10 protein-coding genes are annotated in these 12,597 nt (G+C 75.7%); 8 read left to right on the forward strand and 2 right to left on the reverse strand.

Going from position 1 to position 12,597, the window contains the following annotated elements:
* Positions 1-19: 19 nt before the first annotated feature.
* From E1B22_RS06295 to E1B22_RS06330, 8 genes are all read left to right on the forward strand, one after another.
* Positions 20-1,564 (forward strand): bifunctional ornithine acetyltransferase/N-acetylglutamate synthase, encoded by a 1,545-nt coding sequence (locus tag E1B22_RS06295; RefSeq protein WP_135224988.1) that lies wholly within the window; start codon positions 20-22, stop codon positions 1,562-1,564.
* Positions 1,565-1,696: 132 nt separating this feature from the next.
* Complete coding sequence (gene argB / locus E1B22_RS06300) at positions 1,697-2,908, forward strand: acetylglutamate kinase (protein ID WP_243123186.1); 1,212 nt, start codon at positions 1,697-1,699, stop codon at positions 2,906-2,908.
* Positions 2,905-4,398, forward strand: a complete 1,494-nt coding sequence (locus E1B22_RS06305) for an aspartate aminotransferase family protein (protein WP_243123187.1) — start codon at positions 2,905-2,907, stop codon at positions 4,396-4,398. Before argB ends, E1B22_RS06305 begins: the two co-directional genes overlap by 4 nt.
* Positions 4,399-4,477: 79 nt before the next feature.
* Positions 4,478-5,437 carry an ornithine carbamoyltransferase gene (gene argF, locus E1B22_RS06310; protein WP_135225992.1) on the forward strand — a complete coding sequence of 320 codons (960 nt, stop codon included), beginning with the start codon at positions 4,478-4,480 and terminating at the stop codon, positions 5,435-5,437.
* 226 nt (positions 5,438-5,663) lie between these two features.
* Positions 5,664-7,016: an argininosuccinate synthase gene (locus tag E1B22_RS06315; protein ID WP_243123839.1), complete on the forward strand. Its 1,353-nt coding sequence runs from the start codon at positions 5,664-5,666 to the stop codon at positions 7,014-7,016.
* A 346-nt stretch (positions 7,017-7,362) separates the two neighbouring features.
* Positions 7,363-7,926, forward strand: a complete 564-nt coding sequence (locus E1B22_RS06320; RefSeq protein WP_207669845.1) for an MOSC domain-containing protein — start codon at positions 7,363-7,365, stop codon at positions 7,924-7,926.
* 245 nt (positions 7,927-8,171) lie between these two features.
* Positions 8,172-9,782, forward strand: a complete 1,611-nt coding sequence (gene argH / locus E1B22_RS06325) for an argininosuccinate lyase (RefSeq protein ID WP_135224989.1) — start codon at positions 8,172-8,174, stop codon at positions 9,780-9,782.
* Positions 9,783-9,973: 191 nt separating this feature from the next.
* A complete protein-coding gene (locus E1B22_RS06330; RefSeq protein ID WP_135224990.1) occupies positions 9,974-10,240 on the forward strand; it encodes a hypothetical protein in 267 nt (88 codons plus the stop codon).
* Here the strand turns inward: E1B22_RS06330 and E1B22_RS06335 are convergent.
* On the reverse strand, positions 10,207-11,355 hold the full coding sequence (locus E1B22_RS06335; protein ID WP_135224991.1) for a P1 family peptidase: 1,149 nt from the start codon (positions 11,353-11,355) through the stop codon (positions 10,207-10,209). The genes E1B22_RS06330 and E1B22_RS06335 overlap by 34 nt on opposite strands.
* A complete protein-coding gene (locus tag E1B22_RS13865) occupies positions 11,352-12,500 on the reverse strand; it encodes a uracil-DNA glycosylase (RefSeq protein WP_305791183.1) in 1,149 nt (382 codons plus the stop codon). Before E1B22_RS13865 ends, E1B22_RS06335 begins: the two co-directional genes overlap by 4 nt.
* Positions 12,501-12,597: the final 97 nt, after the last annotated feature.

Consider the following 12,597-nt stretch of genomic DNA (forward strand, 5'->3'; position numbering starts at 1 on the left):
CGGAGGAAGGGGTCTTGGGATGTCCGGGACGAACCGGCAGGACGGCGCCCTGGCGCCGGTGGCAGCCGACGAGGAGGTTCCGCGCTCGACGGCGGCGGGGGGAGCCGGCGGGGCCGAGCCGGCAGCCGCGCCGACGGACGGCCCGCGCGGGACGGTCCCCCGCGCCGTGGCCGCGGCGGCCGGGGAGGAGGTGCCGGCGCCGGGGGACTTCGTCCTCCGCAAGGGCTGGGGCGTGACAGTCCCGGCCGGCTTCAAGGCCGCCGGCCTGCACTGCGGCATCAAGCGACGGAAGCCCGACCTCGGCTGGATCGTGGCCGACGGACCCTGCGCCGCGGCGGCGGTCTACACCCGCAACCGGGTCCACGCCCCGTGCCTCGACGTGACGCGGGATGCCCTGGCGGCCACGGGCGGATACCTGCAGGCGGTGGTCTGCAACAGCGGCAACGCCAACGTGTGCACACCGCGGGCGGCGACGGACGCCCGTGAGCTCCAGGCGCTGGTCGCCGCGGCGCTGGACGTCGCCCCGGAGCTGGTGGCGGTGGCGCAGACCGGGGTCATCGGCGAGCCCATGCCCATGGCGGCGGTGCGGCAGGGTGTGGCGGCCCTGCCCGCGGCCACCTCGGCCGAAGGCGGCGACGCCTTCGCGGAGGCGATCCTCACCACCGACACCCGCCCCAAGCAGTGGGGGGCGCTGTGCGCCCTTCCCGTCGCGCCCGCGGGCGGCAGGGGGGATGCCGAGGGGGGAGCGCGCCCCGCTGGGCAAGGGCCTTCGCCGGCGGTCGGCGGTCGAGGCCAGGGGGACGCCGCGACCGGGACCGGGGATGCGGCGGGCGCCGCCCCGGAGGATCCGGCCCGTTGCCGGTTCGTCCGCATCGGCGCCGCCGCCAAGGGGTCGGGGATGATCCACCCCGACATGGCCACCATGCTCGCCTTCATCACCACGGATGCCGCCATCGAGCCGGCCGTCCTGGCCGACTGGCTGCGCGAGGCCGTGGACCGGACCTTCAACGCCATCACCGTCGACGGCGACACCAGCACCAACGACATGGTCATCGTGCTGGCCAGCGGCCGGGCGGGCGGCCCGCCGCTGGCGCCGGGGCGGCCGGGCTGGGATACGTGGGCGGCGGCGGCCGAGGCCGTGTGCGACCGGCTGGCGCGGGAGATCGCCGCCGACGGCGAGGGGGCGACGCGCCTGATCACCGTGGAGGTCGAAGGGGCGCCGGGCGACGCCGAGGCCCGCCAGGTGGCCCGCACGGTGGCGGCCTCCCCCCTGGTCAAGGCGGCCGTCCACGGTGCCGACGCCAACTGGGGTCGCGTCCTGGCGGCGGCCGGCCGGTCGGGGGTCGCGCTCGACCCCTCGCGGGTGGACATCGACCTGGGGCCCATCCCCGTGTGCCGCGGCGGCTTCGGCGTGCCCTTCGACGAGGGCGCCGCATCCGCCTACCTGCACTCCCCGGAGGTGACGATCCGCATCCGGGTGGGCGACGGCCCGGGCCGCGGCCGGGCCTACGGCTGCGACCTGAGTCCGGACTACGTCCACATCAACGCCAGTTACCGCACGTGAGGCGCGGGACCCCGCGGCCCGTCGCTCCCCGGCCCTGGGCGCCGGGGGCGGTGCCGGTCGGTCCCAGGGGCGGTGGGCGTCGGGGGGGCCGCGGGCCCGCGAGCCGGCCGAGAGCGAGGGGAGGAGCGGAGGTTGACCCAGGACATCGCGGAGCAAGTCGGGGCGGCGGCCGCGGATCGCCGGACGGGGTCGGCGTTGGCGGCGCGGCCCGGCGGCGAAGTCGCGGGGACCGCGCCCGCGCCGACCGAAGGCGATCCGGTTGCGGATCCCGGGGCGGCGCCGCCGGTGGCGGGGGATGGGGTGACGGCGCCCATGCGGACCGCACCCCCTGGGCCGACGCCCGGCGATGGGGTGGCGGCGGGTGCCCGCGGGGACGGCGACCTGGGGCTGTCGGCGGAGATCAGGGCCGCGGTGCTGGCCGACGTGCTGCCCTGGGTGCAGCGGTTCGCCGGCCGCATCGTGGTGATCAAGCACGGCGGTTCCACCCTCGGGCCCGCCCCCGGCGCCGACGCCCGGCCGCCCGAACCCGCCGCGCCGGGCGCCGGCATCCCCGCCGCGCCCGCCTGTGGGGACGACGGCGTCCTGCGCGACGTGGCGATGCTCCGCGCCCTGGGGGTCCGTCCCGTCGTCGTCCACGGCGGCGGCAAGGCCATCACGGCCTGGCTGGATCGCCTCGGCCTACCGGCTCGCTTCGTCGACGGGCTGCGGGTGACCGACGCCGCCACGCTGGCGGTGGTGGAGATGGTCCTGGCCGGCCAGGTCAACAAGGCCCTGGTGACCGGCCTCAACCAGGCCGCGGGCCGTCCCATCGCGGTGGGCCTCGCCGGCTGCGACGCGGGCCTGCTGGTGGCGCGCCCCAAGCGTCCCGGCGGACGCGACCTGGGGTACGTGGGCGAGATCGTCCGGGTGAACACCGCCTTTCTCCTCCAGCTCCTCGAGGCCGGGTTCGTCCCCGTGATCTCGCCCGTGGCCATCGCGGGGGGGGGGACCCGTTACAACGTCAACGCCGACGACGCCGCAGCCGCCGTGGCGGGGGCGCTGCGGGCGGAGAAGCTGGTGTTCCTCACCGACGTGCCGGGCGTGATGGCCGACGTGGACGGCGACGGCGAGCCCGAGGTGGTCTCGCGGCTGGACGCCGACACGGCGAGGGCGTTCATGGCCCGCGGGGAGATCCGCGGCGGGATGGTGCCCAAGGTCGAGGCGGGCCTGCGGGCCCTGGCCGCGGGGGCGGGCAGCGTCCACATCGTCGACGGCCGGCGGCCCCACGCCCTGCTGGTGGAGCTGTTCACCAGCGAAGGCGTGGGCACCATGGTGGTCGCCGGCGAGAGGGGGCGGGTGGCGTGACGCGGGGCGAGCAGGGCGGCGGCAAGGGCAGCGGGCGGCAGGCCATCGGCGGGGACCTGCGGGCGGGTGGGTTGGCGTCCGCACCGGCGGCGGCCCAGGGATCCGCCCCGACCGGCGGGACCGGGACGACGGGAGGCGTGCCGGACGCCGCCTCCCACCTCTTCCCCAACTACCGCCGCCTCCCCGTCGCCTTCGTCCGCGGCGAGGGGGCATGGCTCTATGACGACGAAGGCCGGGCGTGGCTGGACTGCACCAGCGGGATCGGGGTCACCATCCTCGGCCACGCCCACCCCGCCGTCACCGAGGCGATCCGCCGGCAGGCGGGCGAGCTGGTGCACTGCTCGAACCTCTACCGGATCCCGCAGCAGGAGGAGCTGGCCCGGCGCCTGGCGCGCCTGACGGGTCTCGACTGCGCCTTCTTCGCCAACAGCGGGGCCGAGGCCAACGAGGCGGCGATCAAGCTGGCCCGGCGGTACTGGTGGCTGACGCGCGGGGCGGGACGGGCGGCGGGGGCCGCCACGCCGGCGGGTCCGGAGGCCCCGCCGTCCGCCCCGTCCCGACCGGCAGCGGGGAAGCCGGCGGATGGCGCGGGGGGGACGGCGGCCACGGCAGCCACGCCCGCCACGGCGGATCGTGCTGCGGGGGAACCCGGCGCCCCCGGGGAGGGCCCGGAGATCATCACCTTCGAGGGCAGCTTCCACGGCCGCACCCTGGGTGCCCTGGCCGCCACGGGCCAGCCCCACTACCACGAGGGGTTCCACCCCCTGCCGCCGGGCTTTCGGCACGTTCCCTTCAACGACCTGGCGGCGGTCGAGGCGGCCATCACCCCCCGGACCTGCGCCATCCTGGTGGAGCCCATCCAGGGGGAGGGCGGCGTGGTGCCGGCCGCGCCGGGGTTCCTGGCGGGGCTGCGGGCGCTCTGTGATCGCCACGGCCTGCTGCTCATCGCCGACGAGGTGCAGACGGGCTGCGGCCGCACGGGGACCTTCCTCGCCATGCAGGGGGAGGGGGTCGCCCCCGACGTGGTGACCCTGGCCAAGGCGCTGGCCAACGGGGTGCCCATCGGGGCGATGCTGGCCAGCCGGCGGCTGGCGGAGGTGCTGGGCCCGGGCACCCATGCCTCGACCTTCGGGGGGAACCCGCTGGCGACGGCGGCGGCGCTGGCCACCCTGGACGTCCTCGAGGGGGAGGACCTGCCCCAGCGGGCGGCTCGCCTCGGCGAATACCTGCGGACCCGCCTGGTCGACGTGACCCGCCGCTACCCCGGATGCCGCGAGGTGCGGGGGCAGGGCCTCATGCTGGGCCTGGTGTTGGATGGTCCGGCGGCGCCGGTGGTCGAGGCCTGCTTCGCGGAGGGCCTGCTGGTGACCCTGGCGGGTGGCCGGGTGGTCCGGTTCCTCCCGCCGGTGACCATCACGGTGGACGAACTCGACCAGGCCGTCGAGCGCCTGGAGCGGGCGCTGGCCCGGGTCGGCCGGGCCACGGCGTGAGCGCGGAGCGGCCCGCCAGATCGCGACGGGAGGGAGACCGGTGGACGCGTGGACGCCGACGAGCCCGGGGCCGCTGGCGATGCCGGCGGCCGGATCCCCGCGACCCCTGCCCGGCCTGGCCGGGCGGGACTTCCTGACGCTGAGCGATTTCACGCCGGACGAACTGGCCGCCCTGCTGGACCTGGCGGCGGCGCTGAAGCAGGAATGGCGAGGGGGCCGGGGCGGCGAGCCCCTCTACGGCAAGACCCTGGCCATGATCTTCGAGAAGCCGTCCACCCGGACCCGCGTGTCCTTCGAGGTGGGCATGCAGCAGCTGGGCGGCCGCGTGCTCAACCTGAGCCCGCGGGAGCTGCAGCTGAGCCGCGGCGAGACCCTGGCCGACACCGCCCGCGTCCTCTCCCGCTACGTCGACGCCCTGATGGTTCGGGCCTACTCCCACGCCACCGTGGAGGAACTGGCCGAGGCCGCCTCGATCCCGGTGATCAACGGCTTGACGGACCTCTACCATCCATGCCAGATCATGGCCGACCTGCTCACCATCCGCGAGCACAAGGGTCGGCTGCGCGGGGTGACCGTGGCCTACGTGGGCGACAGCAACAACGTGGCCCACACCTGGCTGCTGGGCGCGGCCCTGCTGGGGCTGCACCTGCGGCTGGCCTGTCCGCCCGGGTACGAGCCGCGGCCGGAGGTGCTGGCGCTGGCGGAGGTCCTGGCGCGGGACACGGGCGCGACCATCCAGGTGCTGCACGATCCCGTGGCGGCCGTGCGCGGGGCCGAGGTGGTCTACACCGACGTCTGGACCAGCATGGGCCAGGAGGGGGAGGAAGAGGAGCGGCGGCGCACCTTCGCGCCCTATCAGGTCAACGCCCGCCTGGTGGCCCACGCGGCGCCGGACTTCATCTTCATGCATTGCCTTCCCGCCCACCGCGGCGAGGAGGTGACCGACGAGGTGCTGGACGGCCCCCACTCGGTGGTGCTCGACCAGGCGGAGAACCGGCTGCACGCCCAGAAGGCGATCCTGCTGGCCCTGCTCGCCTGAGGGATGGCCCGGGGCGCGGTGGGGGAGGCGCCGAGGCGCCACCGCCGCGGGCTCGGCTCGCCCTGGGCGGCACCGTGCGGCGCGGCGGATGCGGCCCGCCGGTCCGGCGGCGCGGGATGGCCGCGGCGGGGGACGAACCGGCCGCGGGGCGCGGGCCGGGCGGCCGGCCCGGCCGGTTCCTCCGCACCGGATGTCCGCACCCCGGGGACGGATCGGGATGGAGGCGATGGCCGTGGCGGAGAAGATCGTCCTGGCGTATTCGGGGGGCCTCGACACGTCGGTGGCCATCCCCTGGCTGAAGGAGACCTACGGCTACGACGTCATCGCCCTGTCCGCCGACGTGGGCGAGGGCAAGGACCTCGAAGCCATCCGGCGGAAGGCCTTGCAGATCGGGGCGGCGGAGGCGGTGGTCGTCGACGCGCGGGAACGGTTCGCCCGCGACTTCGTGCTGCCGGCCCTGCAGGCCAATGCCTTGTACCAGGGACGGTATCCCCTCTCGGCGGCCCTCTCCCGTCCCCTGATCGCCCAGCTGCTGGTGGAGACCGCACGGCAGTACGGCGCCACCGCCGTGGCCCACGGGTGCACCGGCAAGGGCAACGATCAGGTGCGCTTCGACGTCTCCGTGGCGGCCCTGGCGCCGGACCTCAAGGTGGTGGCGCCGGTCCGGGAGTGGGCCTGGTCGCGGGACGAGGAGATCGCCTACGCCCGCGAGCACGGCATCCCGATCCCCGTGACCGAGGAGAACCCCTTCTCCATCGATGCCAACCTCTGGGGCCGCAGCTGCGAGGCGGGGGTGCTGGAGGACCCCTGGGTCGAGCCGCCCGAGGCGGCCTACGCGATGACCGTCGCCCCCGAGCGGGCGCCGGCGGAGCCGGAGTACGTCACCCTGACCTTCGAGGCGGGCGTGCCCGTGGCCCTCGACGGCCAGCCGCTGGGCCTGGTGGAGCTCATCGAGCGGCTGAACCGGGTGGCCGGTCGGCACGGCGTCGGCCGGATCGACATGGTCGAAGACCGGCTGGTGGGCATCAAGTCCCGGGAGGTGTACGAGGCCCCGGCCGCCGTGGTGCTGGTCGAGGCCCACCGGGCGCTGGAGGCCCTGTGCCTGCCGCGGGAGGTCCTCCACTTCAAGCCGGTGATCGAGCAGCAGGTGGCCCAGGTGATCTACAACGGCCTCTGGTTCTCGCCCTTCAAGCGGGCGCTGGATGCCTTCGTGGCCGAGACCCAGCGGTTCGTGACGGGCGAGGTCCGCGTCAAGCTGTACCGCGGGACGGCGACAGTGGTGGGGCGCCGCTCGCCCGTCTCCCTCTACCGCCACGAGCTGGCCACCTACTCGCCCGACGACCGGTTCGACCACAACGCGGCGGTGGGGTTCATCCAGCTCTGGGGGCTGCCGACGCGGGTCCACGCGGCCGTGCACGGCGCAGAGCGCCAGGGCGCGGGAGGAGCCGGCCCAGCGGTCCATGGCGCGGCGGGGCCCGGGGCGGCGGTCGAACCCGGCACGGCCGGGGGCAAGCCGGGGGAGGCGGTGGGATCCGGAGGTCCCGGGGCGCCGCAGCCGGCCGAGGTCGCGGGATCGTGAACGGGGGTCCCCGGCGTCGCGGGCGCGTGAAGGCCACAACCCCGGCGTTGCGACCGCGCGAAGGCCGGCCACGGCGTCACGGGTGCGCGAAGGCGCACGCCGGCGGCGCGGGTGCAGGGTCGCCGAGCCGGGGGTCGGAAACTCGCGAAGGCGGACTCCGGCGTCGCCGGTGCATGAACGCGGACCCGGGGGTGGGGCGTCGTCCTCAGGTCCCGGGGCGCCGGGCGGCGCACCGGCCCTGCCGCGCCGGCCTGCCGCCGGTCGAAGCGGCAGCGCCGAGGCGGGCGACGGCCGGCTCGGCGCTGCCACCGATGCCCCGGGACCCCGGCGGGAGGGAGCGAGGCCATTGGCTCGCGGCTGGGTGGTCCTCCTGTGCATCGCCCCCACCGGCGGCGCCCCGATGGTGACGGTCCCCGCGGTTCGGGCCGTCGCCGGCCGGGGGCTCGAGGGCGATCGCTACTTCGTCGGCAGCGGGACCTGGCAGGGCTGGCCCGACCTGGAGCTGACGCTGGTCGAAGAGGAAGCCGTGGCCGCGGTCGCCCGGGAGCTCGGTCGTCGCCTCGACCCCGCTGCCCTGCGGCGCAACGTGGTCACCCGTGGCGTCCGCCTCGCGGACCTCATCGGCCGCCGCTTCCGCCTCGGGTCCGTCTGGGTGGAGGGCGTCCGCCCCTGCGACCCGTGCGGGTACCTGGAGCGCCAGGTTGCGCCGGGGCTCAAGGCGGCCCTGGCCGGCCGCGGCGGCCTGCGGGCGCGGATCCTCACCACGGGGGTGGTCCGGGTCGGCGACCCGGTGGTCGCCGCCGGAGCCGACGCGGGGGCAGCGGAAGCGGCCCGCTCCCCATCCCGGACCCCGTCCGCGCTTCCGCCCACCCTGCGGGGTGGGGGCGAAGAGGCCTCCGGAGCGGGCTGAGCGCAGCGAGGGCGTCGCTCCTCCGCTCGCGTCCGATCCGTGGGGAGCGGCCGCCCGAAGCCGACGACGACGTCTCAGGTCACGGTCGTTGCAGGTGACGGTGGCATGCGGTCCGCTGCCTGGCGCCGGCTGCGAGCGCCGCGGGGGGGGCCGGCGACCCACGGCGCGGTCCGGTGGTCTTCCGGCGCGTGGGATGCCCATGCTGGGCAGTGGAGCACGGACTTCGAGGGGGAGGCGATCCCGGCGTGCCAGCGGCTGGCGAGCCCACGCCCCGCACCGATGCCGATCCTGCCGCCGGTCCTGCGGCGAGCCCCGGCGGCGGTCCGCAGAGCGCGGGTGCTGCGCAGGCCAACCCCAAGCCCTGGGGCGGTCGCTTCACCGCCGCGACCGACCGGGCCGTGGAGGCGTTCACCGCCTCCATCGACGTCGACCGGCGGCTGCTGGAGGTGGACATCCGCGCCAGCCAGGCCCACGCGCGCATGCTCGGTGCGTGCGGCGTCCTACCGCCCGAAGAGGCTCGGACCCTGGTGGAGGGCCTGGAAGAGGTGCGCCGCCGCCTGCAGAGCGGCGAGTTCGAACTGGATCCGGCGCTGGAAGACGTGCACATGAACGTGGAGCACCTGCTGGGCCGGGTGGTGGGGCCGCTGGCGGGCAAGCTGCACACCGGCCGCAGCCGGAACGACCAGGTGGCCACGGACATGCACCTCTACATGAAGGAGGCCCTGGGCCGGCTGATCGCCGCGGTGCGGGACCTGCAGCGGGCGCTGGTGGAGAAGGCCGAGGCGCACCTGGACGTGATCATGCCCGGGTACACCCACCTGCAGCGGGCGCAGCCGGTGCTCTTCGCCCACCACCTGCTGGCCTACTTCTGGATGCTGGAGCGCGACGCGGGCCGGCTCGCCGACGCGCGGAGGCGAACGGGCTGGTGCCCCTTGGGGGCGGCCGCGCTGGCCGGGACCGGCTTCCCCCTGGACCGGGAGAGGGTCGCGCGGGAGCTCGGCTTCGCCCGGGTCTACCCCAACAGCATGGACGCCGTCAGCGACCGCGACTACCTGCTGGAGTTCCTGGCGGCGGGCAGCATCCTGGCCATGCACCTGTCGCGGCTGTGCGAGGAGCTGGTGCTGTGGTCGTCCGAGGAGTTCGGGTTCATCGAGCTCGCCGATACCTACTGCACCGGCTCCAGCATCATGCCCCAGAAGAAGAACCCTGACGTGGCGGAGCTGGTCCGCAGCAAGACGGGGCGGGTCTACGGCGCCCTCTTCAGTCTGCTGACGGTGATGAAGGGCTTGCCCCTGACCTACAACCGGGACCTGCAGGAGGACAAGCCCGGCGTGTTCGACGCCCTGGACACCCTGGAGGCGGCCCTGCCCCTCTGCGCCGGGATGATCCGCACCATGCGGGTGCGGGCCGACCGCATGGAAGCCGCCCTGGAGCGCGACTTCTCCGCCGCCACGGACCTGGCCGACTATCTGGTCGAACGCGGCGTGCCCTTCCGCGAGGCCCATCGCATCGTGGGCGAGCTGGTGCTGCACTGCATCCGGGCGGGCCGGCGGCTGCAGGACCTGACCCTGGACGACCTGCGGAGCCACAGCCCTCTGTTCGGCCCCGAGGCCCTGGGGCGGCTTTCACCGCGGGCGGTGGTGGAAGCCCGGAAGCTGTACGGCGGCACGGCCCGCCAGGCGGTGGAGCGGCAGTTGGCGGAAGCCCGGGCCATCCTGGCCGCTGCAGCAGAGCAGGCGGCAGGGGACGGGTTCACCCGGCCGGGGAGCCCAGGGCAGGGCCTGGCCGGTGGTGGCAGTCCGGGAGAAGGGAGCCCGGGCGCGGTTGCAGGCGGGCAGGCCTCCCCGGCCCCTTGACGGCGGCCCGATGCCCCGCGACGATTGGGGGGTCACTGGCATTGCGAGGCGCCGGCGGGGCGGTGCGGGCTGTTCCTCATTAGGACCAGTCCGGAAGGTCCCGCCCGGCGCCGGGCCGGGGTGGGTCCATGGCATGGTGGCGGCGTGATCGCCGGCCGCCCCTCCCGTCCGTGGGGGGTGACCCGGCATCGGTGTACGTGGCGTATCGCTTCGGCATGGCCTTCCTTCTCACCACGGCCCACACCGTGGCCGCCCTCTATCGCATCCAGCAGGCCGGTCTGGGGCCCCTGGAACTGGCGCTGGTGGGCACCGTCCTGGAGATCACCGTCACCCTCTGCGAGGTGCCCACGGGCGTGGTCGCCGACCTCGACGGGCGCCGGGCCTCGGTCCTCCTGGGCCTGGCCACCATCGGGGCCGGCCGCCCCTATGTCCCCTCCGGGTTTGGCTCAGGGCCGTAATCCCAGGCGATGCCACGTTCTTCCAGAAGGCGGCGCACCCGGTCGACGGGCAGCGCCGGCACGCGGTGGCCGTCGCGTCCCGTCAGCGGCCGGGCCGCTACCAGCGCCCGGATCACCGCCTCCTCCGTGACGGCGGCGGCCGCCTCGAAGAAGGGGTTGAGGTAAGCGCCCTCATCGGGCAGGTAGGGCGGGTAGCGGCGGGCCGTGCTGAAGGCCAGGACGAAATCGCCGCTGCCATGCCAGTAGACGGTCCCCGTCCGGGCCAGGCCCGCGGCGGCCCGCCGGGCGATGCGGCCCAGCTGACGAGAGCTCAAGGGCGCGTCGGTGGCCAGGACCACCACCACCGAGCCCCCCTCGCCAGCCCCAGGCCCAGGTCGCCCGGGCTCCGGCTCGGCGGGGTCCGGCCGGGCGGCCGGTTCGTCCAGGTCAGCCAGCAGCCGGCCCACGGGGATGCCGGCGATGGTCAGGTCGCGGCGGCGGCCGAAGTTGGCCAGCACCAGCCCACCTAGGGTGACCGTCACCTCGCCGGCGCCGGGCAGGGTGGCGGGCCAGACCCGGGAAGCGGTGCCGATTCCACCCTTGAAGCCGTAGCAGATCATCCCCGTCCCGGCGCCCACACTGCCTTCCGCCACCGGGCCGCCGGCAGCCCCCGCCAGAGCCGCCGCCACCTCCGCCGGGCCCACGTGGCGGCCGCGGATGTCGTTCAGCCAGCCGTCGTTGCACTCGCCCGCCACCACGTTGACCGTAGGGGCCGTGACGCCGATGGCGGGGTGGGCGGCCAGGATGTGATCCAGGAGGGCGTCGGCGGCCCGCCAGATGGAGAGGGTGCTGGTCAGGAGGATCGGCGTCTCCAGGCGGCCGAGCTCCATCACCTGGGCCAGCCCCAGGGCCTTGCCGAAGCCATTGATCACGTGAACGGCGGCGGGGAACTTGCCGTCGTAGATCGTCCGCAGATCGCCGGGCGGGAGGATCACGGTGACGCCCGTGCGCACCGGCCCTTGGCCGACCCGCAAGGGCCCCTCGCCGCGGATCACCGTGGCGTGGCCCACCCGGACGCCGGCGACGTCGGTGATGGCGTCGTGCGGACCGCGTTGCATCACCCAGGGGCGCGTCATGCGCCTCCCCTCCCGCCGCTTCCGTCGGATCGGGCGGAGGCGGGCCCGCCCGGGACGGATTCGCCATCCACGAGCTGCCGGGCCCGCCGGAAGACGGCGTCGAACATGGCCTCGGTCAGGACGCCGGTCTGGGTGTTCTGTCGGCTCGGGTGGTAGCTGGCCAGCAGCACCGGCGGGGAGGGGAGGTCGTCGCCGGGCCCGCCGGCCGACGCCGTCTGCGCCGCCTCCCACCGGTACTCGCCGCCGTGACGGAAGCGGGGCTTGGTCGCTCGCGGCCGGTTCGTCCGCGACGAACCGGCCCCCCGGGGTTCCTGCCACCGGCCCGGGCCTGTCGGGGCGCCGGTTGCGCCGCCGCGGGCGCCGGCTTCGCCGCCCCTGCCGCGGGCGTCTGCACCGGCGGCGTCCCGGGCCGGGGAGACGGGGTGGGTGCCGCCGCGCGGGGCAGGGGCCGGGCCCGGCGGGACCGCGACGTCCTGCACCGCCGACGCCGCCGAGACCTCGACCGGCCAGCCGTAGCCCCGCTCCCGCATCAGCCGCAGCAACACGTCGAAGGCGATCTGGCCGAGGCACACGATGACCCGCACCGTGCGGAGGGCCTCCAGCTCCCGGCGCAGGAAGTCGCCGCAGGCCAGCAGCTCGTCCCGGGACGGCTTGTTGTCGGGCGGGGCGCAGTGGCAGGTGGCGGTGATGTAGGCGTCCCGGAGCTCCAGCCCGTCACCCCGATGGGTGCTGGTGGGCTGATTGGCGAAGCCCGCCCGGTACAGGGCCCGGTACAGCCAGTCGCCCGAGGCGTCGCCGGTGAACATCCGGCCGGTGCGGTTGGCGCCGTGGGCGGCAGGGGCCAGCCCGACGATCAGCAGCCGGGCCAGGGGGTCGCCGAAGCTGGGCACCGGTCGGCCCCAGTAGTCCCAGTCGCGGTACGCCCGGCGCTTGGTGCGGGCGACCTCGGCGGTGTAGGCCACCAGCCGCGGGCAGCGACGGCAGGCGACGATGTCCCGGTTGATGCCGGCGAGGGCGTCGAGCTGGTGCCGGTGGGCGGTCGGGCACCGGCCGTCGGCGCCGGGCGGCAGCTGGGCTCGAGGGACCTCTGCCGGTGGAGCGGAAGCGGACGCACCGGAGAACTGGCTCATGGCTTGATTGTACATCGCGAAGGTGCCCGTCGTAGCGACGGGGCCCGTCGCACGCGCCGGGCCCCGGGTCCGCGCGGCCAAGCCGCTGGAGAGCACCACGGGCCGGGTCGGT

The sequence above is a fragment of the Thermaerobacter sp. FW80 genome, assembly GCF_004634385.1.
GTDB classification, from domain to species: domain Bacteria; phylum Bacillota; class Sulfobacillia; order Thermaerobacterales; family Thermaerobacteraceae; genus Thermaerobacter; species Thermaerobacter composti.

Bases quoted from the DNA above. Each gene is read 5' to 3' on its own strand.
- E1B22_RS06295 (WP_135224988.1), top strand. From the start codon at position 20: ATGTCCGGGACGAACCGGCAGGACGGCGCCCTGGCGCCGGTGGCAGCC.
- argF (WP_135225992.1), top strand. From the start codon at position 4,478: ATGCCGGCGGCCGGATCCCCGCGACCCCTGCCCGGCCTGGCCGGGCGG.
- E1B22_RS06315 (WP_243123839.1), top strand. From the start codon at position 5,664: ATGGCCGTGGCGGAGAAGATCGTCCTGGCGTATTCGGGGGGCCTCGAC.
- E1B22_RS06335 (WP_135224991.1), bottom strand. From the start codon at position 11,355: ATGACGCGCCCCTGGGTGATGCAACGCGGTCCGCACGACGCCATCACC.
- E1B22_RS13865 (WP_305791183.1), bottom strand. From the start codon at position 12,500: ATGTACAATCAAGCCATGAGCCAGTTCTCCGGTGCGTCCGCTTCCGCT.